The 20873-nt window shown below is 47.9% G+C and carries 23 protein-coding genes; 1 reads left to right on the top strand and 22 read right to left on the bottom strand.

What is annotated here, in order from left to right; all coding sequences use genetic code 11:
- Positions 1-93: 93 nt before the first annotated feature.
- Positions 94-1860, top strand: a complete 1767-nt coding sequence (locus LG219_RS01805) for a GGDEF domain-containing protein (RefSeq protein WP_226762838.1) — start codon at positions 94-96, stop codon at positions 1858-1860.
- Between the two features lie 61 nt (positions 1861-1921).
- Here LG219_RS01805 and rfaE1 read toward each other — a convergent pair whose 3' ends face one another.
- From rfaE1 to nrdR, 22 genes are all read right to left on the bottom strand, one after another.
- Positions 1922-2851: a D-glycero-beta-D-manno-heptose-7-phosphate kinase gene (gene rfaE1, locus LG219_RS01810; protein ID WP_226762839.1), complete on the bottom strand. Its 930-nt coding sequence runs from the start codon at positions 2849-2851 to the stop codon at positions 1922-1924.
- Between the two features lie 3 nt (positions 2852-2854).
- The gene (pyrF, locus tag LG219_RS01815; protein WP_226762840.1) at positions 2855-3547 is read right to left on the bottom strand and encodes an orotidine-5'-phosphate decarboxylase; all 693 of its coding nucleotides are present in this window, start codon (positions 3545-3547) and stop codon (positions 2855-2857) included.
- Between the two features lie 47 nt (positions 3548-3594).
- Positions 3595-4767: a lipopolysaccharide assembly protein LapB gene (gene lapB / locus LG219_RS01820; RefSeq protein WP_226762841.1), complete on the bottom strand. Its 1173-nt coding sequence runs from the start codon at positions 4765-4767 to the stop codon at positions 3595-3597.
- A gap of 18 nt (positions 4768-4785) precedes the next feature.
- Complete coding sequence (locus LG219_RS01825) at positions 4786-5091, bottom strand: LapA family protein (RefSeq protein ID WP_226762842.1); 306 nt, start codon at positions 5089-5091, stop codon at positions 4786-4788.
- Positions 5092-5213: 122 nt separating this feature from the next.
- Positions 5214-5498, bottom strand: coding sequence for an integration host factor subunit beta (locus LG219_RS01830; RefSeq protein WP_173534136.1), 285 nt, complete (start codon positions 5496-5498; stop codon positions 5214-5216).
- Between the two features lie 14 nt (positions 5499-5512).
- Positions 5513-7204, bottom strand: a complete 1692-nt coding sequence (gene rpsA, locus LG219_RS01835) for a 30S ribosomal protein S1 (RefSeq protein ID WP_226762843.1) — start codon at positions 7202-7204, stop codon at positions 5513-5515.
- A 152-nt stretch (positions 7205-7356) separates the two neighbouring features.
- Entirely contained in the window at positions 7357-8028 is a 672-nt protein-coding gene (gene cmk / locus LG219_RS01840; RefSeq protein WP_226762844.1) for a (d)CMP kinase, read from the bottom strand.
- 68 nt (positions 8029-8096) lie between these two features.
- Positions 8097-9086: an aldo/keto reductase gene (locus LG219_RS01845; protein ID WP_226762845.1), complete on the bottom strand. Its 990-nt coding sequence runs from the start codon at positions 9084-9086 to the stop codon at positions 8097-8099.
- Positions 9083-9964, bottom strand: coding sequence for a prephenate dehydrogenase (locus tag LG219_RS01850; protein ID WP_226762846.1), 882 nt, complete (start codon positions 9962-9964; stop codon positions 9083-9085). Before LG219_RS01850 ends, LG219_RS01845 begins: the two co-directional genes overlap by 4 nt.
- Positions 9965-9983: 19 nt before the next feature.
- Entirely contained in the window at positions 9984-11000 is a 1017-nt protein-coding gene (locus tag LG219_RS01855; RefSeq protein ID WP_226762847.1) for an N-acetylneuraminate synthase family protein, read from the bottom strand.
- A 162-nt stretch (positions 11001-11162) separates the two neighbouring features.
- Positions 11163-12311: an MFS transporter gene (locus LG219_RS01860; protein ID WP_226762848.1), complete on the bottom strand. Its 1149-nt coding sequence runs from the start codon at positions 12309-12311 to the stop codon at positions 11163-11165.
- A gap of 115 nt (positions 12312-12426) precedes the next feature.
- Complete coding sequence (pgsA, locus tag LG219_RS01865) at positions 12427-12999, bottom strand: CDP-diacylglycerol--glycerol-3-phosphate 3-phosphatidyltransferase (protein ID WP_226762849.1); 573 nt, start codon at positions 12997-12999, stop codon at positions 12427-12429.
- A gap of 12 nt (positions 13000-13011) precedes the next feature.
- A complete protein-coding gene (gene uvrC / locus LG219_RS01870; RefSeq protein ID WP_226762850.1) occupies positions 13012-14907 on the bottom strand; it encodes an excinuclease ABC subunit UvrC in 1896 nt (631 codons plus the stop codon).
- On the bottom strand, positions 14904-15398 hold the full coding sequence (locus LG219_RS01875) for a phosphatidylglycerophosphatase A family protein (RefSeq protein WP_226762851.1): 495 nt from the start codon (positions 15396-15398) through the stop codon (positions 14904-14906). Before LG219_RS01875 ends, uvrC begins: the two co-directional genes overlap by 4 nt.
- Positions 15395-16357, bottom strand: a complete 963-nt coding sequence (gene thiL / locus LG219_RS01880; RefSeq protein WP_226762852.1) for a thiamine-phosphate kinase — start codon at positions 16355-16357, stop codon at positions 15395-15397. The genes LG219_RS01875 and thiL overlap by 4 nt, the downstream gene beginning before the upstream one ends.
- A gap of 46 nt (positions 16358-16403) precedes the next feature.
- A complete protein-coding gene (nusB, locus tag LG219_RS01885) occupies positions 16404-16880 on the bottom strand; it encodes a transcription antitermination factor NusB (RefSeq protein WP_226762853.1) in 477 nt (158 codons plus the stop codon).
- Positions 16877-17344 (bottom strand): 6,7-dimethyl-8-ribityllumazine synthase, encoded by a 468-nt coding sequence (ribH, locus tag LG219_RS01890; protein ID WP_226762854.1) that lies wholly within the window; start codon positions 17342-17344, stop codon positions 16877-16879. The genes nusB and ribH overlap by 4 nt, the downstream gene beginning before the upstream one ends.
- A 2-nt stretch (positions 17345-17346) precedes the next feature.
- Complete coding sequence (gene ribBA / locus LG219_RS01895; protein WP_226762855.1) at positions 17347-18447, bottom strand: bifunctional 3,4-dihydroxy-2-butanone-4-phosphate synthase/GTP cyclohydrolase II; 1101 nt, start codon at positions 18445-18447, stop codon at positions 17347-17349.
- Positions 18444-19055 (bottom strand): riboflavin synthase, encoded by a 612-nt coding sequence (locus LG219_RS01900; RefSeq protein ID WP_226762856.1) that lies wholly within the window; start codon positions 19053-19055, stop codon positions 18444-18446. Before LG219_RS01900 ends, ribBA begins: the two co-directional genes overlap by 4 nt.
- Before the next feature lie 8 nt (positions 19056-19063).
- Positions 19064-19231: a YfgJ family double zinc ribbon protein gene (locus LG219_RS15545; protein ID WP_226762857.1), complete on the bottom strand. Its 168-nt coding sequence runs from the start codon at positions 19229-19231 to the stop codon at positions 19064-19066.
- A gap of 2 nt (positions 19232-19233) precedes the next feature.
- A complete protein-coding gene (ribD, locus tag LG219_RS01910; protein WP_226762858.1) occupies positions 19234-20343 on the bottom strand; it encodes a bifunctional diaminohydroxyphosphoribosylaminopyrimidine deaminase/5-amino-6-(5-phosphoribosylamino)uracil reductase RibD in 1110 nt (369 codons plus the stop codon).
- 2 nt (positions 20344-20345) lie between these two features.
- The gene (nrdR, locus tag LG219_RS01915; protein ID WP_173534120.1) at positions 20346-20798 is read right to left on the bottom strand and encodes a transcriptional regulator NrdR; all 453 of its coding nucleotides are present in this window, start codon (positions 20796-20798) and stop codon (positions 20346-20348) included.
- Between the last annotated feature and the right edge of the window lie 75 nt (positions 20799-20873).

Consider the following 20873-nt stretch of genomic DNA (forward strand, 5'->3'; position numbering starts at 1 on the left):
GCCACGATTTTCGTGGCGTTTTCTTGTTTTAATTGCAGAGCATCATCGTGAGTCAACTATAATAGCTCCACCTCTCGTGGCTAGAATTGACCAATGACCAAGCTCACCAATCCAACAGAAATCGCTCGTGAAACACTAAAACAGCTGGCAATTCGGCGTATTTTGCCTTCGCCAGATCACTACGAAGCGATTTATCACGAAATAGCGCAAACGCCAGACGATACTCGCTTACACCCAGGATTTAAAGAACTAGTGACCGCATTTGAGGCGCTGCCCATGCAATCCCCGACACTCAGTCGGCAAATTAGCCAAATTCGCACTTCGATTAGCGCTGAAAAATGGGGCGAGCTGCCAGAGCAAATTTTTAGAGTGATTCATAGTCAGAATGGCCAAACTGAATTGACTAAAACTTGGTCTGACTTGATTCGAGAATTAATTTTACAGTGGGATTTACGCAATCCTACATATCCGCCAAGTAGAAAAAAAGATGCCCTTGAAAAAGTGCTGCTTAATTTTAAACACGACAGCAGTGTATTAAATGAGAAACTCAGCGGTTTAATTAATTCTTGGGCGGAGACCGGTGTTGCGGGTCTCGGCTCGATGATCGAACCGGCTACAAATGTAGAAAATACCGCCAGCAGCGTTGATAATACCGACATTCGTTGGCAAGAATGGCGCGATGCATTGGCACAAGCCTTAGAGTTCGGACTATCGGCACGCTTGCTACATAATCCTGAATTACAATCAGAAACCAGTGCCATCGCTCAAGAAGCCAAGGCCGTAGATAATCCTGCATCGATGGAAAAATGGCTGCCTCGGCTAAGAAAATTTTGGTTAAAACTTGAGTTAGAAAACGACAATGAGCAGCGTTTATGCGATGGGTTAATGGGTTTGCTCAGGCTACTGACTGACAATATCGCATCAATTGTCGTTGATGATGACTGGGTTCGAGGGCAAATTGCAGTTGTACAGCACATCATGGCCCAGCCATTGGATATGCGGGTGATCTATGAAGCAGAAATGGGGCTTAAGGAAGTCTTATTTAAACAAAGTCAAGTCAAGCACAGTCTAGTAGAAGCACAGACGGTACTTAAAACCATGCTGACTTCTTTTATTGATCGACTGGGCGTGATGTCAGAAAGTACGGATAAATATCACGACAAAATCAATCAATATGCTGAAAAAATAGACTCCGCAAATGATTTAACCAGTATTCGGCACGTCATGGAAGACTTGTTGCTGGATACTCGTAGCATGCAATTGGATGTGCAGCGCTCACGAGATGATTTATTTAATGCTAGAAAACAAGCCGATGAAGCCCATAGTCGAGTAGTTGAATTAGAACAAGAACTTAGCTCACTGAGCGATAAAGTACGCTCTGATCAGCTCACTGGCGCTTTAAATCGTCGCGGTTTAGAAGAGGCTTATGAAGTAGAGGCCGCCAGAGCAGTACGTAATGCATCTCCCTTGACTATCGCTCTATTAGATATCGACAATTTCAAAAAACTCAATGACACACAAGGCCATGCCGTCGGCGATAGAGCCCTCGTGCATTTAGTACAAGTCGTTAAAGATTTAGTGCGCCCAACCGATAGCGTGGCTCGTTATGGTGGTGAAGAATTTATTGTGCTGATGCCTGATACCGACTTAGAGGCAGGGGTGCAAGTCATGCAAAGAGTGCAGCGTGAATTAACTCGACGCTTTTTTACGCATAACAATGAAAAAGTATTAATTACTTTTAGTGCTGGCGTGGCGCTGTTTCATGCAGAAGATACTCGTGATGCGGTTATTGAGCGAGCCGATCAAGCAATGTACATCGCAAAGAAATCAGGGAAAAATCGGGTAGAAACGATGGACTAAATAGAGGTATTGCTTGCAAGCGCTTTAGGGTTAAAGCATTGCAAGCAATACCTAGACATAACTAACTAAATAACTCTGCGTGCGTCGCGACGGCCGTTCCTAATTTGGCAACAACAATCCCTGCTGCACGGTTTGACCAATCCATTGCTTCGGGCAAATCCAAACCCGCCGCCAACATGAGTCCCATCGTGGCAATCACGGTGTCGCCAGCGCCAGAAACATCAAATACCTCTCGTGCCTGAGTTGGTTTATGCACTACTTGCCCTTCACGAAATAAAGTCATTCCCTCTTCACTGCGCGTCACTAGCAAAGCATCGAGATCAAATGTCATTCGCAATTGATTGGCTTTTTCGATCAAATCGGTTTCACTACTCCACTTTCCCGCGACTTGTTTGAACTCACTGCGATTGGGTGTCAGTAGTGTCGCGCCACGATATGCCTCATATTCATCCCCTTTAGGGTCTACTAACACGGGCTTATTCATCGCTCTCGCAGCTAAAATCATTTGCTGCACATGCACCAAACTGCCTTTGCCGTAGTCCGATAAAATAACGACGTCGCAGTCAAGCAATGAAGCTTTAAAATCATCGAGTTTAGCCGCTAAAACTTGATGGCTAGGACTGTTTTCAAAGTCGATGCGAAGTAATTGCTGCTGTCTGGCCAATACACGCAATTTAACCGTGGTCGAGATTTCAGTATCACGATGCAATACGGTTTCCACGCCTTGTGCAATCAATAGTCGTTCAAGACTAGTTCCTGCCTCATCATCCCCAACGACCGATAGTAATTTTGCTTTTCCGCCTAGCGCGACAACATTGCGCGCGACATTCGCCGCACCACCAGCTCGTTCATCCGTTTTGGTGATGCGCGCAACGGGCACTGGCGCTTCTGGTGATATTCGTTCAACATCACCGAACCAATAACGATCTAGCATGACATCGCCAACGACTAGCACCTTGGCTGCTTTAATTCGTTCAATCAACGTTTGCATACATTAAGCCAACTCTGCGTTAATTTGCTGCAAAGTCAGAATCGGATCCGTACTTTGAGTAATTGGACGCCCAATCACTAAGTAGTCTGAGCCTGCTTGCATCGCTGATTTTGGGGTCATGATCCGTGTTTGGTCATGACTATCACTACCCACAGGGCGAATGCCGGGCGTAACCAGCTTAAAGTCAGTGCCACAAATTTGTTTTAGCTGGCGAGCCTCTTGTGCCGAACACACCACACCATCTAGACCGCAGGACTGTGCTAACTTAGCAAGGCGTTCAACTTGTGTGGCTGGCGCTGGCAAGCCCATTTCAGCTAATTCTTCAGCGCCCATGCTGGTCAAAACCGTGACGGCAATTAATAGTGGCCGTTGTGGTAGCGCCTCAAGTGCATCTCTTGTCGTTTCTAACATTTTACGACCGCCAGATGCATGTACATTGACCATCCATACACCTAAACTTGCGGCAACTTTGCAGGCCTGAGCAACCGTGTGTGGAATGTCGTGAAATTTCAAATCTAAAAATACATCGAACCCACGAGCAACCAGCTGTTCAACTAAGGCTGGCCCCGATGCGGTAAACAATTCCTTGCCGACTTTGAGTCGGCACAAGCTTGGATTGACGCGATCAGCAAAAGCTAAGGCTGCAGCAGCACTTGAAAAATCGAGAGCGACAATAACACGTGGATCAAAATTCATAATTATTCCTATCAAGCTTTATATCTAATAAGTACCAATACAACCAATTACACAACTGAACGACTTTTCCCTCGCACGGGGGCGTATGTTTCCCACTGATTACAACCAGGGCAATGCCAAAAAAATTGTCGTGTTTTAAAGCCACATTCACTGCAGTAATACATGCTATAGCTTCGGGTGTTATCGTGCAGCAGCTTGCCGATGACCTCAAGTTCTGATTTCTGGTCTGCTGGTGCCACCAATAAATGAGCATCTAATAATTTTTTTAGGCCTGGCATACTTGGATGTTCACGTAAACGTTCGCGAACAAAATCATAGGCCGCATCAATACCTACAGTCGCTAATAATTGCTCATAGATCAGATCGACTACGTCTAATTCGGGGTACTGCTGAACGTAGCGAATTAATAAGGCAATACCATCATCAAGTTGATTTTTACTATGGTATGCGGCAATAAGATGTCTTGCAGCTAGAGCCAAATAATGAATGTCTTGCGCTGGCATTTTGAGCCAATGTTCAATTGCTTCATCTGGCCGCGCTTCTGAAAGCGCAATTTCACCCAGCATTAAGCGTGCTCGAGCGCTATGCCGGTGCTCTTTCAATGCAAGATTCAGTTCGTCAATCGCTTTTGCATGCTGATTTCGAATCAAACTTTCTGATGCCAGTTCACAATAAAACTGGGCAATTTCATGCTGAAAACTATTGCTTTCATCACGGAGTAACTCCGCCGTTGCAATGGCTTTTTGCCATTCATGCTCTTGCTGATAAATCGCTAATAATTCTACGCGTGCTAAACGTGCAGAGTCCGTATTTGATAAATCATGCAGAATTTTTTCTGCCCGATCAAACAATCCTGATTTAATAAAATCAATCGCTAAGTCAAGTTGAGATTGCTGTCTTTGTGATGCACTTAAATCCCGACGAGCTAAGATTTTTTGGTGCATGCGAATTGCGCGTTCAAGTTCTCCGCGTCGACGAAATAACTGGCCTAATGTAACTTGGAGCTCAATTGTTTCTGAATGATTCTTTGCGATCTCTATATAGATATCAATGGCTTTATTCATTTCTCCGGCTAATAAATGATTAACCGCTTTGAAATAAGCGATCGGCAAAGAGTGACTTTCGGCAATAACGTGCTTAATGTCGACGCGAGCGGCTAACCACCCTGCACCAAAGAAAATAGGTAGGATGGCTAACCACCAAAATTGGATTTCAATCATTTATAAACACTTTAAAAATTAAAGGGCATCACGTGGCGGTTCAATTGCAACTGAAGGAGATAAGACAGTGCTGCTATTTATAGGCTGACGTTTTTCTTTACGTATCGCGACTAACTCGCGTCGCAAGCGAATAACCTGACCTAAGCTGGCTAAAAGACCAATTACAGCGCCAGAAACAAAAAAGACTAATAAAATCAATGCCAGTGGCGCATGCCAAACATAATTAAAGAAAAAATTCAATGTCACTGGATTTGCATTATGCATTGCAAATCCAAATAGCATCACAAAGGCTGTAAATTTAACTGCCCATAATAAATATCTCATTATATTAACCCTCCTGTTTTCGACATTGTAGCTTAATTACGCATTGTTTTTTTGGTTTAAGTACCTAACAAAAAGGCGACACTCGAAAGTGTCGCCTTTTTTATGTCGCAATGAATTAGGAATTACGCATCAATATCAACGCGCTCTCGTAACTCTTTGCCCGCTTTAAAGTGCGGAACAAACTTCTCCGGAACGGACACTTTCGTGCCCGATTTTGGGTTTCGTCCAGTCCTTGGCGGGCGATAGTTCAGGTCAAAGCTGCCAAATCCACGAATTTCGATACGTTGGCCTTGCGAAAGGCTGCGTGCCATCGCATCAAGTATCGTTTTTACGGCTAACTCTGCGTCTTTTGCTACTAACTGCGGATAACGAGCAGCAAGTTTCGCAATGAGTTCTGATTTGGTCATTCTAGCAAATACCTTTACTCAGCAGAGCCTGACAATTTTGCTTTCAACAATGCGCCAAGACTTGTCATGCCGGCACTGTCATCCGCTGCCGAAATTTTGCTCATTGCTTCGCTTTGCTCGGCTTGATCTTTCGCTTTGATCGACAAGTTGATCGAACGGTTTTTGCGGTCAACATTGATGATGACAGCTTCAACTTCGTCGCCTTCTTTCAGAACGGTGCGGATATCTTCAACACGGTCACGCGAAACTTCAGTCGAACGCAAGTAGCCTTCTACATCATCCGACAATGCAATTGTTGCACCTTTAGCGTCGAGTGATTTAACAGTACCCTTAACGATCGCGCCTTTGTCTGACGTAGAAACGTAGTTGTTGAATGGATCGCCTTCCATTTGTTTGATGCCGAGGCTGATGCGCTCTTTTTCAACATCAATAGAAAGAACCATGGCTTCAACTTCGTCGCCTTTCTTGAAGTTGCGAACCGCTTCTTCACCAGCAACGTGCCAAGACAAGTCAGACAAGTGAACCAGACCGTCGATACCACCAGCCAAGCCAACAAACACACCGAAGTCAGTGATCGATTTGATCGCGCCTTTCAGTTTGTCGCCTTTCTTGAAGTTTTCTGCGAAATCATCCCATGGATTAGCCATGCATTGTTTCATGCCGAGGCTGATACGACGTTTGTCTTCGTCGATATCCAAGATCATCACTTCAACTTCATCACCTAAAGAAACAACTTTAGATGGGTGAACGTTCTTGTTAGTCCAATCCATTTCAGAAACGTGAACCAGACCTTCAATGCCTTGTTCGATTTCAACGAATGAACCATAGTCAGTCAAGTTAGTTACTTTACCGAACATGCGAGTGCCCGATGGGTAACGACGTGACAGACCCACCCATGGATCTTCGCCCAATTGTTTCAAGCCAAGAGAAACACGGTTTTTGTCTTGGTCAAACTTAAGAACCTTAGCTTCAAGTTCATCACCCACTGCCAATACTTCAGATGGGTGTTTAACACGACGCCATGCCAAGTCAGTAATGTGGAGCAAGCCATCAATACCGCCAAGATCAACGAACGCGCCGTAGTCAGTGATATTTTTAACGATACCCTTAACAATCGAACCTTCTTTCAAGGTTTCTAGCAATTTCTGACGCTCTTCACCCAGTGAGTCTTCAAGGACTGCACGACGTGAAACAACGACGTTGTTGCGTTTGCGATCAAGTTTAATAACTTTAAACTCAACCATTTTGCCTTCGTACGGGGTAGTGTCTTTAACCGGACGAATGTCAACCAATGAACCTGGCAAGAAAGCGCGCAAGCCGTTGACCATAACAGTCAAACCGCCTTTTACTTTGCCAGAAATAACGCCAGACATGATCTCGCCGCGTTCGAGGCAGTCTTCCAACTCGATCCAAGACGCGAGGCGCTTGGCCTTTTCGCGAGAAAGCTTAGTTTCGCCGTAACCATTTTCAAGGCTGTCGATCGCAACAGGAACAAAATCACCGATCTTAACGTCGATTTCGCCGTTGTCGTTTTTGAACTCTTCCAACGGGATCAGCGATTCAGACTTCAAACCTGCATTCACAGTTACGAAGTTGTTGTCGATACCGACCACTTCAGCAGTAATCACTTCACCCGAACGCATTTCTTGACGGGTTAAGCTTTCCTCAAATAGGGCGGCAAAGCTTTCCATAGTATCAATAGTCATATTTAGTGGAAAATTCCATTAGCTAGTGTGGAATACACCAGCAGGTTAGTTAATCAATCCCGCCCCATAAACATGGAGCGAGTATTCAAAATCGGCACAAGCCAAAAAGGAATCTGGTGATTATACGGAAATCTTCTTGCTCTATCAAGTGCTTAGAGCGTTTTAGTCGATTTATCATACCACCAAAGCAAGACTTGATTTACCGCCGCCTCAATCGATAAATACGATGTTTCTAGCAAGTAAGCATCCGCCGCTTGAGCTAAAGGGGCAACACTACGTAAGCGATCTCGTTCATCCCTTGCTTGCAAGTCGGCAGTGATCATCGCCAAATCAGCGGCCTCGCCACGCGCAAGCAATTGTTTAAAGCGGCGCTCTGCACGAACTTCAGGCGTTGCGGATAAAAAGATTTTTAATTGTGCGTCAGGAAAAATAACCGAGGCCATATCCCGCCCATCGGCAACCAGCCCCTCTTCTCTAGAGAAAGCGCGCTGTCTTTGCAATAAGGCCAGGCGGACTGCAGGCAAGGCCGCGACCTGAGAAGCACCAGAGCCAATGAATTCTGAGCGAATATCCACCGTAACGTCGTCGCCAGCCAATAAAATAGACTCGCCAACAAAGACCACATCCAGTTTCATCGCCAACTCAGCGACTGCCGCCTCATCAGTCCACACTTGCCCCGCACGTTGTGCGGCCAATGCCGTTAGTCGATACAAAGCACCTGAATCGAGATAAGCAAAACCAAGTTGATTGGCGACCTTTTGCGCGACCGTACCCTTGCCTGACGCGGATGGGCCGTCAATTGCAATCACTGGAAAATGATTCATATTGTTCCTTAAATTAAAAAACCAGCGATGAACACGCTGGTTTTTTAATTATACGGACTCGCCACACCTTACGTCGACGCTAAAATGCGCTCGATTTCCTGCAACTCTGCCGCTGAAAAAGCTAAATTCGTAATCGCACCGACGTTTTCTTCTAACTGCGAAACACGACTTGCACCAATAATGACCGAAGTCACCGTGAGTAATGCCCACGCCAAAGCCATTTGCGCCAAGGTTTGCCCGCGCTGCAAAGCCAAGGCATTCAACTGGCGCAACTGGGCAAGTCGCGGCGTGACCGCATCGCCATTTAAAAAATGATTGTCCTGCGCAGCAGCCCTAGAATCAGCAGGCATGTCATTCAAGTATCGGCTGGTTAACAAGCCTTGGGCTAAAGGACAAAATGCAATACTGCCCATTCCTGTTTCAGTGAGTACTTGCGTTAGGCCTTGCTCAATTTCACGCTCAAACATGGAATACTTAGGCTGATGAATCAAGCATGGTGTGCCGAGTGCTTTTAAAATACTGGCCGCCTCTAAAGTTTGCGCAGGCGAATAAGATGAAATGCCAACATAAAGCGCCTTGCCTTGACGCACGATGGCATCGAGCGCACCCATGGTTTCCGCCATAGGCGTTTCGGGGTCGGGTCGGTGCGAATAAAAAATATCGACATACTCCAAGCCCATCCGCTGCAAACTCTGATCCAAACTTGCCATCAAATATTTGCGACTACCCCATTCACCATACGGCCCAGGCCACATCTCCCAGCCGGCTTTGGTACTCACAATCATTTCATCGCGGTAAGCGCGAAGATCTTGCTTTAAAACTCGGCCAAAGGTTTCTTCTGCGGCACCGGGGCGTGGGCCGTAATTGTTGGCCAAATCAAAATGCGTAATCCCCAAATCAAAAGCGCGCAACAACATCGCTCGACTATTGTCATAGGGTTTATTGTCGCCAAAGTTATGCCACAATCCCAAAGAAATAGCCGGTAACTTCAGGCCACTCTGGCCGCAGCGGCGATAAGGCATTGAGGCGTAACGATTCTCTGCAGCTTGATAAGTCATTTTTTACCCTTTAACGGCTTACCCCACTCAATTCGAGCCGAGCTTGCACGTTGAATGTAATTGGTTAAAGCGACACCATCGCTCGATTCAACCAAGTCGATTAAAGCCTGCAATTGCTGCTGATTGGCGCGCAGGTCATTCAAAATGGCGCTTTGATTGGCCAGCGCAATATCACGCCACATATCCGGGTGCGAGCCAGCAATGCGCGTAAAGTCGCGAAACCCACTGGCCGCAAAATCCAAGCATTCGGCTGCATTGTAGCGATCTAGCACCGAATTCATATAGGCAAAAGACAGTAAATGCGGCACATGACTGACTGAAGAAAAAATCTCATCATGCGCTAAAGGACTCATTTGGTACACCTGAGCACCACATGCTTGCCACCAGTCGCGAATCTGTTCAACCACTTTCGCTTCAGACTCAGGCAATGGCGTTAAAACGACGCGACGTCCCTCATACAAACCAAATTGCGCCGCTGCAGCGCCCGATAAATCTGACCCTGCAATCGGATGACCCGGCACACAGTATGCCAATTGCTGCGGCAAATAGGCTTGATATAAAGCAGCGACATCTTGCTTGGTCGAGCCACCATCAGTGACGATACAATCGGCAGATAAATGCGGTGCAATTTTTTGCATTAAAGCGCCCATTTGTCCAACTGGCGTGCCAATAAAAACCAAATCAGCGCCAACAACCGCGTGAGCTGCATCGTCACTGATTGAATCAACCACATTCAAATCGAGCGCACGCTGAAGATTGTCTAAATTTCGGCCAACACCCACCACCTGTTCAACCAAACGGGCGCGTTTTAATGCCAAGGCAAACGAGCCAGAAATCAAGCCCGTCCCCAGTAAAACCAATTTTTTTACTGCCTGCATAATATAAAAACGCCAAAGTTTAAATCGTACGATTGAGCGCGGGAGCGATTGCGCGCAAGGTCGACATCAAAGCCGTTAATTGGCCCAAATCAAGCGACTGATCTGCATTGCGCCAAGCGGCATTCGGATTCGGATGCACATCCAACCAGATACCATCAGCACCTGCGGCCAAAGCCGTCTGCGCCAAAGATGGCACTAGCCAAGACTTACCCGCCGCATTACTGGCGTCCACCACCACCGGTAAATGCGTCTCTTGCTTTAACCATGCAATACTTGCAACGTCTAATACATTGCGCCCTTCACTCCCCAAAGCGCGCGCACCGTGCTCACAAAAAACAATATGATGATTGCCACCCGCCGCAATATATTCGGCTGCCATCAGCCATTCTGCCAGCGTCGCGGCGTGCCCGCGTCGCAATAAAATCGGCTTATTAATCCGTCCCAATTCTTTGAGTAAAATCCGATTTTGCATTTGACCGGCCCCCACTTGAATCAAATCCACATCGTGCGCCATCAAGTCGTCGAGCATTTGCAAATCCAGCAATTCAGCTGCAAACGGTAATTTGTACTGGCTGGCCACCGACTGCAACAAAGACAAATTATCGTGTTCATTGCCTTGTAATTGATAAGGACCGTCTTGGGTTTGGGCAATATCGCCCCATAAAAATGAACAACCCACCGCCATAATGCCTTGCGCCAAAGCGCTCATTTGCGACGCACTTTCGATGGAGCTAGTCCCAGCAAAGACTTGAACCTGCGATCCGCCCAAAGCAATGCCACGAATTTTCACCACCGAGCCGGCTGGGTGCGTATCGCGTGCAACAATCCGGTATTGCTTCGTCACGCGGGACACCCGATCTACGCCGGGCAGCATCTCAAAACGCGCAAGATTGAGCGCATCCTCATCACCGATCGCACCAATAATCACCAGTTCCGCACCGCGCGAAACATGCTCAGTTAAACCGGCGTTGCGAATATAAGCAATCACTGCCGCAACCTCAGCCTCAGTGGCATTGAACTTCATCACAATAATCATGCAAGCCTCACACTGATGTATTTAAAGCAAGAGCATATTCAGCAATACTTTGCTGGCAATACCCCTATGTATTAAAATAGAGCACCCAATTCAACGCTAATATTGAAAATTCACAGCCTCGGCGTTGAGTGAAACCCAAGCCAAGCAACCCTAAAGCACAAATTAAAGATCATTTTTATTGATGCCGAGCCAAGCCACGCCCAACCCAAGCAAAGCCATGCCTGCCGAGAGCATAAACACCATCGCCCCGCCTTGCGGCCACAGCACGCCCGCCAAAATACCGCCTAAGCTACCACCCAGACCGAATGAAACGGCAATATTTAACGCCTGACCTTTCGCTTGATGCGCACCAGAAAAATGACGATGAATATAACTCATCGTCACAGCATGATGACTACCAAAAGTAAAACCATGCGCCAATTGCGCCACAATTAACAGCACAATAAAGTCAGCGGCCACGCCAATCAGCATAAAGCGCACCACCGCCAGCAACAAACCCCATAAAAATATTTTTTTAAGGGTGAAGCGCTGGGTAATCGACGGCATCAACCAAAAAACCGCAATCTCAGCAATCACCCCCAAAGCCCACAGCCAAGCAACAACGCGCTTGCTATACCCTAGCTCGACCATATAAATCGAATAAAAACTGTAATATGCCCCATGGGCCAGCGCCATTAAAAAACACGTCAATAGCAAGGCTCTGACTTCTGTTTTGGCTAAAACATCAAAAAACTTCACGCAGGCTAGCTGGTTTTTAGCCACTACAGGCGCTTCGGGCACGTAAAAAGAATAAATCGCCAGACCCGCCATCACGGAAACGACGGCCATTGGCAATACGCCAACACCGAAAGCCTCGATCAAATAGCCTGCCAGCAAAGCGGCAAACACAAAACCAATTGAACCCCACACGCGTAGTCGAGCATACGCCCCGCTATTACCGGCGAGCAACGTCATGCTGGTCGCCTCAACCAAGGGCAGCGCCGAGCTCCAGAAAAAACTGGCGATCCAGACCGAAATCAATAAGGGCCAAAAAGAATGCGTCAACAACAACGGCAGAAAAAAGATGAATCCCATCACGCCAGCCAGCCGTAAGATTTTTTGTCGTTGACCACTGCGATCGGCCAACCAGCCCCATAATGCGGGCGCATAGATGCGATTAATTTGCGTTAGCGAAGTCAGAATGCCAATTTGCCAAGCAGGAAACGACAATTCGGCCAGATACAAGCCCCAATATGGCGAGAACAAACCATTAAACGCGAAGTAGCAAAAATAAAACCCGGCGATCAGCAGTAATGCTTTTGGCTTTTGCATGTCTTAGAGAGGGTATATGAATAGAGAGTAGAAATACACAAGGCCGCAGATCAATACCCATGAAGCCGCAGCAATAAGGCGTTCAACGCAGGCATCTGCGTCAACGCCTAGAGACTCAACCTTGTTCGCGAAATTGCTCTGCGGCAACGCGTAAATAATAAAACATCGACCAAATGGTTAAGACCGCAGCAATATAGAGTGCCAACGTGCCTAAAAGCTGCGTCGAGATACCAGGCACCAGCGGTTCAGACCACAGCAACAACACAATTGCAATCATTTGCGCCGTTGTTTTGAGCTTGCCAATCAAACTCACCGCCACACTTTTAGCCTTACCCAGCTGCGCCATCCATTCACGTAACGCCGAAATGGTGATTTCGCGGCCAATAATAATTACCGCCAGCCAACTTTCGGTGCGATCTAATTGCACCAACAAGATTAACGCCGCAGCCACCATCAGTTTATCGGCCACAGGATCCAAAAAAGCGCCAAACTGTGAGGTTTGATTCCAACGCCGCGCTAAAAAGCCATCAAACCAATCGGTCACCGCCGCCAGCATAAACAGGCTAGCGCCCATCATATTTTGCCAAGCCAAAGGATATTCAGCGTGCGGCAAAGAAAAAACCCCAACAAAAACGGGAATCAGCGCAACGCGCAACCAAGTCAGAAAAATAGGTAGATTAAATGGCATTAGGACACTTTATTAGCCGCGCAAAGCAGCGTGAATTTTCTCAGCAAGTGCTTGGTTAATGCCATCAACTTGCACTAACTCATCCACACTTGCAGCTTTTACTCCTTGCAAACCACCAAAACGAGCCAGCAATTTTTGCCGCCGTTTGGGGCCAACGCCCTCAACCTCTTCAAGCGTTGAAGCAAGTCTGGCCTTGCCACGTCGGGCGCGATGTCCGGTAATGGCAAAGCGATGTGCTTCATCCCTAATCTGCTGAATCAGGTGTAAGCCAGGATGGTCGCGGCGTAATTGTACCGTGTTTCCTGATTTGGGCACGATCAATTGCTCTAAACCGGCTTTACGCGTCTCGCCTTTAGCTACGCCAACCAACCAAGGCGTGGTCAAACCGATTTCATTCATCACCTCGATGGCGATGCTCAACTGCCCTTTTCCGCCATCAATCAAAATCACATCCGGCATCACGCCCTCGCCCGCAGCGACTTTCTCATAACGGCGCAACAAGACCTGCCGCATTGCCGCATAATCATCACCCGGCGTGATTAAAGCAAAGCCATCTTTGGCTGTGCCGGAGTTATCAGTGCCAATATTGTAGCGCCGATACTCTTTGGGTTGCATGGCTTGTCGATCATAGACCACACACGATGCCACAGTGGCTTCGCCCAAGGTATGCGAAATATCAAAGCACTCTAAACGCTGCGTTTCCTCCGGCAAACCCAGCGCTTCAACCAAGGCCGCCAAGCGACTTGCCTGATCGGCTTGCTGGCCTTTTTTCTGCAGTATAGCCAGCTCAGCGTTGCGTTTAGCCATCTCCAGCCAGATACGTCGCTCCCCATTGGGGTTGACATTGAGTAAGACTTTTCTCGCGGCCTGCGCACTAAGCAATTCAGCCAACACCTCGCACTCATCGGGCTCTGGCGAGCATAAAATCATCGTGGGGGTAATTCGGTCTAAATAATGCTGGGCTAAAAAAGCATGAATCGCTGCCGACGGCGTGTAATCATCAGCATGGCTAGGAAATAAATTCTTGTCCCCAACATGCCGCCCGCCTCTGACCATTGCCAAATTAACGCACAGCATCCCCTCGCTTTCAACACAGGCGACAATATCGACGTCCATTTCACTGGTATTGGACGAAACAAACTGCCGCTCTTGTACTTGCGACAACGCTTGGATTTGATCGCGCACCGCAGCAGCGGCTTCAAATTGCCATTCTGTTGCCAGCAGTTGCATTTTTTCTTCGAGGGTATTGAGGACTTCGTTTTCTTTGCCCGACAAAAACAACACCGCGTTATGCACGTCTTGTCGATACGCTTCAGGCGTAATCAAACCGACACAAGGGGCTGAGCAGCGTTTGATTTGGTGCAACAAACAAGGCCGAGAGCGATTGGCAAAAACAGAGTCTTCGCAGGTGCGCAGCAAAAAAACCTTTTGCAATAACTGGATGCTTTCTTTGACCACATAGCCGTTGGGAAACGGGCCAAAATAAGTATTTTTTTTATCTAAACTGCCACGGTAATACGCCAAACGCGGACTAGCATGGCCGCTGAGCATCACATAGGGATAAGACTTGTCGTCCCGAAATAAAATATTGTAGCGAGGGCTTAAGGCTTTAATTAAATTGTTTTCTAGCACCAAGGCTTCAGCTTCAGACCGCACCACCGTCGTTTCAACCGTTGCCACCTGCGCCAACATCAAGCGAATACGCGGGCTTTGATCGTTTTTTTGAAAATAAGACGACACCCGCTTTTTTAAACTTTTGGCTTTACCGACATATAACACCGTGCCATCGGCAGCAATATATCGATAAACGCCGGGCAAATCGGGTAAAAGTCGGACGGCATCGATTAAAGCCGCTCTTTGCAGTTGCGCCGCATTCAATTCGGGCGATTCAGCGGGCGAATCGATCATAAATAAGCACGAAGTAAATACAGCGGAATCATGGCAAACACGGCGGCCAAAATATCGTCAATCATGACGCCAAATCCGCCTTTCACATACTGATCCAGCCAGCGAATTGGCCACGGCTTGAGAATATCAAACACACGAAATAAGACAAAAGCCAACACCCACCCCAGCACAGTCGGCGGCGCAATGCACAGCACCAACCACATGGCGACAATTTCATCGATCACAATGCCACCATAATCGCTGACACCCAAGTTTCGACCCGTCAGCTCGGCAGCCCATGTTCCGATGGCAAACGCCGGAACACATAACGCTGCAATGGCTAGCGGCGTAAAAAAATACTGCAAGAGCGCAAATAAAGGCAATGCCGCTAAAGTGCCCCACGTGCCAGGCGCCACTTTAGCTAAACCACTCCCAAAACCCAGTGCAATAAAATGCGCTGGATGCGCCAATAGAAAGCGCAGATCGACCGCAATTTGTGGTTGTTTTTTCATTTAAAGTGATCAAAGCCAGTAAACGGGGTTGGTACGACAAGTCCTGATGCATCAAACACTTGCACTAAGGGGGATTGAGCTTGATGCGCGACCATTTCACCGACCCGAAATAATGGCGTCGCTAAGGTTTGGCCAAGGGCTAAAATATGCTGCCGCTGCAAAGGTGATGCCGTAAAGCACAGCTCATAATCATCGCCCCCTGCCAGTACGGCCTCTAAAGCCAGTGCGGACGGAAGGTCTTTGAGTTCAGTAGCGTAAGGCATCAAATCGAGTTCAAGCCGTGCAGCACATTTTGATTGCTCACAAATATGCGCTAAATCGCCCAGAATACCATCCGACAAATCCAATGCGGCGCTTGCGATACCACGTAATGCCATACCCAAAGCCAGCCGTGGCGTAGGCTGATCTAAGCGTAAATCACAGCGCTGAGCGATATCGGGAGGCAAGGCGACGCGACCGGTACGATGCATGACCGCGGCAGCGGCGGCACCTAAAGGGCCAGACACCCAAACGTCGTCGCCGATTTGAGCGCCGCTACGCAGCAAAGCTTGTCCGTTTGGAATTTCGCCGGCAATTTGAATTGAAATGGTTAATGGTCCTTTGGTCGTGTCGCCGCCGACCAAAGACACCGCATGCTGATCGGCTAAGGTAAATAATCCACGACTAAATGCCGCCAACCAAGCTTCGTCCATGGCGGGCAAGGCCAGCGACAGCGTAAACCAAGTCGGCTTTGCGCCCATTGCAGCCATGTCGGATAAATTAACCGCCAAACATTTATGCCCTAACCGTTCAGGGTCGGCATCGGCAAAAAAATGCCGACCCGCAACCAGCATATCCACCGAAATGGCCAATTGATGCTGAGCGCTGATCGACATTAATGCGGCATCATCCCCAATGCCTAAATCGGCATTGACCGCTGGGCGGGTAAAATATTTAGCGATTAAATCGAATTCATTCACACAATTTGACCCTGCCCAAGCAACTGGGCAGTTAAGGGAATTTAAATTAACGACGCTTGGCTGCAGCAGCGGCAAACTCATCGGCACGCACCAAAGCGGCCAATTTATCGAGTACACCATTCACAAAACGATGACCATCTGAACCACCGAATGTTTTGGCCAATTCAATCGACTCATTGATAATCACGGGGTACGGTGTTTCTGGCATTGAAATAATTTCGAACGCGCCGGTATACAAAATCGCCATTTCAACGATGCTGACTTCATCGAGTGGCCGCTCAACGTGTGGCTCAAGTGCTTTGGTTAAAGCGCCGGCGTCTTTAATCACGCCAAACAAAATGCCACGGTATAAGGCTTCATCGCACTTGTTAAAATAAGAAGTGCTGTTGTGAATAAAAAGATCAATATTATTGACCGTATCCCGCGTCATTAGCCATTGGTAAGTCCCTTGAACGGCAAATTCACGCGCACGGCGACGAGCCGATTTTGGTTTTGGACGAGGTGCTACGATGGCTTCAGTCATACTTGTAATGCCTTAATTAAATTAGCCGTTTCCACGACAGTGCGAGCCGCATCACGGCCCTTTTCTTTGATACGAATTTCTGCTTGTTCATCGGTGTCGGTGGTTAAGATGGCATTGGCGATGGCGATACCAAAGTCCAAGCCGACGCGCGTCACGCCCGCGCCTGACTCATTAGCCACCAGCTCAAAATGATAAGTATCACCTCGAATCACCGCGCCAAGCGCAATTAAGCCATCAAAACGATCGCTTTCTGCCATGGTTTGCAATACCACAGGGATTTCTAATGCACCGGCTACCGAGCACAGCACAATATCTTGCTCTGCCACGCCAAGGGTTAATAACTCAGTCAGGCAAACATCACGTAGGCCTTCACAAACCGGGGTATTAAATCGGCTCATTACCACGCCAATCCGCAATCCAGCGCCAGACAAAACTGGTGCAATCGTTGGAATATTTTTTGACATTCTCATTTTCCTTCTGGGGCAACAAAGCCCGTAATTTCTAATCCAAATCCCATCATGCTCGGAATTTTACGCTCTGGTGACATCAGGCGCATACGCCCAACGCCCAAGTCTTTTAACATCTGCGCGCCAATCCCATAGGTACGTAAATCCCACTTTTGCGGTGGATTTAACTTCAACTCAGGTAGCGCTCGACCTAGTAAATCGGAGCCCAGTTCGGTGCGATGCAATAAAATCACCACGCCTTCTCCTGCCGTAGCGATGGCATTTAACGTCGCTTCAATCGACCAAGAATGCGCGGAAGAATCCAAATCAATCCAGTCCATCACCGACAATGGCTCATGCACCCGAACCAGCGTCTCGCGGTCCACTGCAGGCTGACCTTTGATTAATGCCAAGTGCGTGGCGGTGGTTAATTTGTCGCGATAAACCGCCAATTCAAACTCGCCGGCCAAGGTGCGAATCATACGCCGACCCACACATTCAACCAGTGATTCTGTTTGGCTACGGTAGTGAATGAGGTCGGCAATAGTACCAATCTTCAGTTGATGTGTTTTCGCAAATTCAAGCAGTTCTGGCAAACGGGCCATTGTGCCGTCTTCGTTCATAATTTCGCAAATCACCGACGCTGGCGTTAAACCCGCCATCATTGCCAAATCACAACCGGCCTCGGTGTGTCCGGCACGCACTAAAACACCGCCCGGTTGCGCCATAATCGGAAATACATGACCAGGTGAAACTAAGTCACTGGCTTTAGCGCCAAAAGCAACGGCTTTTTGAATCGTTAGCGCACGATCATGCGCTGAAATGCCGGTGGTGACCCCTTCAGCCGCTTCGATTGAAGCGGTAAAGTTAGTGCCAAACGACGAGCCATTGTTTTTTACCATCGTCGGCAAATTAAGCTGCTGGCAACGCGCTTGATCCAGCGTTAAGCAAATTAAGCCACGGCCAAATTTCGCCATAAAATTAATAGCTTCAGGCGTCACAAAATCGGCGGCCAACACCAAATCACCTTCGTTTTCGCGATCTTCTTCATCGACCAAAACCACCATGCGACCGGCTTTTAATTCAGCAATAATTTCATTAACAGGTGCGATCTGGCTCATGATTTTGACTCCAAAGAAACCATACGTTCAACATAGCGGGCGATTAAATCAATTTCTAAATTAACGCGCTGATCCGGCTCAATCGCCCCTAGCGTCGTGACTGACAGCGTATGGGGGATTAAGTTGATCGAAAACTCACAACCGTCGATCACGTCACGAATCCAATTGGTGGTTAAAGAAACGCCATTAACCACCACCGAGCCCTTTACGGCTAAATATTTAGCTAAACTCGCTGGCGCCAGAATAATTAATTCGCGATTATCCCCGACTGAATCAAAGCTACGAACCAGCCCAACGCCATCGACATGTCCTGAAACCAAATGACCACCGAGCATATCGCCCAAGCGCATGGCTTTTTCTAAATTAACAGGGCCAACAGCATCTAATCCTGCGGTGCAACGCAAAGATTCATTGGATACGTCGATTAAATATTTCCCACTGGGTATTTGCTCGACAACGGTCATACATGCGCCATTGTGGGCAATACTGTCGCCTAAACCAACATTAGATAAATCTAAATCACCTGCATCGATGGTTAAGCGGACCCCGCCATCAAAAGGCGTAACGGCTTCAATCTGGCCGATCGCTTGAATAATGCCTGTAAACATAAACGTCCTTATTTTTCCGGTTGAGCGGGAAAGACAATCGGGTTGGCTGCCTTGACGCGCTGTGACGACTTCAATTCATTGCAATGGTTGCAAAAAAAATTACTAGCGCCACACGCTTTTAACACTTCAATTTCCTTGCCGCAATCAGGGCAAACAATGATCGATTTTGATTTCATTTTTATTTTCCTAGCCAATCGGTGACTGGATCAGTAAACCGCAGAATCATGCGCTGATCATTCCCCACCATACGTCGAGCAATGTGCGTTGGGATTTGTTTTTCACTTAACTCGCCGAGGGAAAACTGTGCCATCGCTTGTCCCTGGCCGAGCAGCACTGGCGCTTGATACAGCCATAACTCATCAATCAAGCCTGCAGCAAAAAAAGCGCCAACTAAAGTGCCGCCGGCCTCAAGCGTGACTTCATTGCAGCCGCGTGCCGCCAATACGGCACATAATGCGGGCAAATCAATCCGAGCGCCGGATTGATCCGGGCATAAAATCACTTCTGCACCCACTGCTTCCAAAGCAAAACGCCGCTCAGTCTCTTGCGCCGCGACAATCAAAACAGAGCCCTGCTGTAAAATTTTGGCCGAGATGGGCGTGCGCATTTGACTATCTAAAATCACCTTAATCGGCTGACGTTCAACCGAAAAATCACGCACATTCAGTTGTGGATCATCGTGCAAAATCGTTGAAATACCGGTGATCATCGCGCATGAGCGCGCACGAACTCGCTGTACATCGGCACGGGCCGCAGGCCCCGTAATCCATTTTGACTGACCATTACTCAGTGCAATCTGTCCATCCAGACTGGCCGCAACTTTGCAACGCAGCCAGGGTCGCCGGCGAATCATCCGGCTAAAAAAACCTTGATGGTGCATCAATGCTTCGGCGGCCATTAAACCATGTTCAACCACAATGCCATGCTGCGCCAGCCGTTGTAAGCCTTGCCCTGACACGAGTGGATTAGGATCTAATAATGCAGCCACCACTCGAGTCACGCCAGCGGCAATCAGCGCGTTCGCGCACGGCGGCGTTTTGCCAAAGTGACTACATGGCTCCAAAGTGACATACGCAGTGGCCCCTTGCGCGGCCGAACCCGCAGCACGCAGCGCCATCACTTCGGCATGCGCGCCACCTGCAGCTTGGGTATGCCCCATGCTTAATATTTGATCATTTTGAGTCAAAACACAGCCAACACTTGGATTGGGCGAGGTGTTGTTTTGGCCCAATTTCGCCTGATGCAACGCCTGGGCCATCATAAAGTAGTCGATCGAACGCCAAGCCATGCTTATTCCTTGCTGACTTCACGAATGACGTCGCGAAAATCTTCAACGTCTTGAAATGAGCGATACACTGAGGCAAAGCGGATATAGGCGACTTTATCGAGCTTGGCCAGCTCGGCAATCACCATTTCACCAATCTGTCGCGACATAATTTCTCGCTCGCCAACAGTCAGTACTTTTTGAATAATTCGGGAAATGGCTTCATCAACCAAAGGGGTCGGCACCGGGCGCTTGTGTAAGGCGCGCATAAAACTGGTGCGAATTTTTTCTCTTTCAAATTCAACACGCTGCCCGGTTTGCTTCACCACTTGCGGCATACGCACTTCAGCCGTTTCAAAGGTGGTGAAACGCTTATCGCAAATCGCACAACGACGACGACGACGTACCGTATCCCCTTCGTCAGAAACGCGAGAATCCACGACTTGAGTGTCGGGTGAACCGCAAAATGGGCATTTCATAGCACGAAAACCTAAAAAGAACGAATAAAGAGCATCTTAAGCTGTTCATTTCATATTGAACAGTCAAGCCAAGGT

Origin of the sequence: Deefgea salmonis (assembly GCF_020531905.1) — a bacterium.
Taxonomy (GTDB): Bacteria; Pseudomonadota; Gammaproteobacteria; order Burkholderiales; family Chitinibacteraceae; genus Deefgea; species Deefgea salmonis.

Bases quoted from the DNA above. Each gene is read 5' to 3' on its own strand.
- LG219_RS01855 (WP_226762847.1), bottom strand. From the start codon at position 11,000: ATGATTATTGTGATGAAGTTCAATGCCACTGAGGCTGAGGTTGCGGCA.
- LG219_RS01830 (WP_173534136.1), bottom strand. From the start codon at position 5,498: ATGACCAAATCAGAACTCATTGCGAAACTTGCTGCTCGTTATCCGCAG.
- LG219_RS01900 (WP_226762856.1), bottom strand. From the start codon at position 19,055: ATGTTTACAGGCATTATTCAAGCGATCGGCCAGATTGAAGCCGTTACG.
- cmk (WP_226762844.1), bottom strand. From the start codon at position 8,028: ATGAATCATTTTCCAGTGATTGCAATTGACGGCCCATCCGCGTCAGGC.
- rfaE1 (WP_226762839.1), bottom strand. From the start codon at position 2,851: ATGCAAACGTTGATTGAACGAATTAAAGCAGCCAAGGTGCTAGTCGTT.
- lapB (WP_226762841.1), bottom strand. From the start codon at position 4,767: ATGATTGAAATCCAATTTTGGTGGTTAGCCATCCTACCTATTTTCTTT.
- LG219_RS01850 (WP_226762846.1), bottom strand. From the start codon at position 9,964: ATGCAGGCAGTAAAAAAATTGGTTTTACTGGGGACGGGCTTGATTTCT.
- LG219_RS01825 (WP_226762842.1), bottom strand. From the start codon at position 5,091: ATGAGATATTTATTATGGGCAGTTAAATTTACAGCCTTTGTGATGCTA.
- LG219_RS01860 (WP_226762848.1), bottom strand. From the start codon at position 12,311: ATGCAAAAGCCAAAAGCATTACTGCTGATCGCCGGGTTTTATTTTTGC.
- LG219_RS01845 (WP_226762845.1), bottom strand. From the start codon at position 9,086: ATGACTTATCAAGCTGCAGAGAATCGTTACGCCTCAATGCCTTATCGC.
- pyrF (WP_226762840.1), bottom strand. From the start codon at position 3,547: ATGAATTTTGATCCACGTGTTATTGTCGCTCTCGATTTTTCAAGTGCT.
- LG219_RS01875 (WP_226762851.1), bottom strand. From the start codon at position 15,398: ATGAAAAAACAACCACAAATTGCGGTCGATCTGCGCTTTCTATTGGCG.
- nusB (WP_226762853.1), bottom strand. From the start codon at position 16,880: ATGACTGAAGCCATCGTAGCACCTCGTCCAAAACCAAAATCGGCTCGT.
- pgsA (WP_226762849.1), bottom strand. From the start codon at position 12,999: ATGCCATTTAATCTACCTATTTTTCTGACTTGGTTGCGCGTTGCGCTG.
- rpsA (WP_226762843.1), bottom strand. From the start codon at position 7,204: ATGACTATTGATACTATGGAAAGCTTTGCCGCCCTATTTGAGGAAAGC.
- uvrC (WP_226762850.1), bottom strand. From the start codon at position 14,907: ATGATCGATTCGCCCGCTGAATCGCCCGAATTGAATGCGGCGCAACTG.
- ribBA (WP_226762855.1), bottom strand. From the start codon at position 18,447: ATGAGCCAGATCGCACCTGTTAATGAAATTATTGCTGAATTAAAAGCC.
- ribH (WP_226762854.1), bottom strand. From the start codon at position 17,344: ATGTCAAAAAATATTCCAACGATTGCACCAGTTTTGTCTGGCGCTGGA.
- LG219_RS01805 (WP_226762838.1), top strand. From the start codon at position 94: ATGACCAAGCTCACCAATCCAACAGAAATCGCTCGTGAAACACTAAAA.
- nrdR (WP_173534120.1), bottom strand. From the start codon at position 20,798: ATGAAATGCCCATTTTGCGGTTCACCCGACACTCAAGTCGTGGATTCT.
- LG219_RS15545 (WP_226762857.1), bottom strand. From the start codon at position 19,231: ATGAAATCAAAATCGATCATTGTTTGCCCTGATTGCGGCAAGGAAATT.
- ribD (WP_226762858.1), bottom strand. From the start codon at position 20,343: ATGGCTTGGCGTTCGATCGACTACTTTATGATGGCCCAGGCGTTGCAT.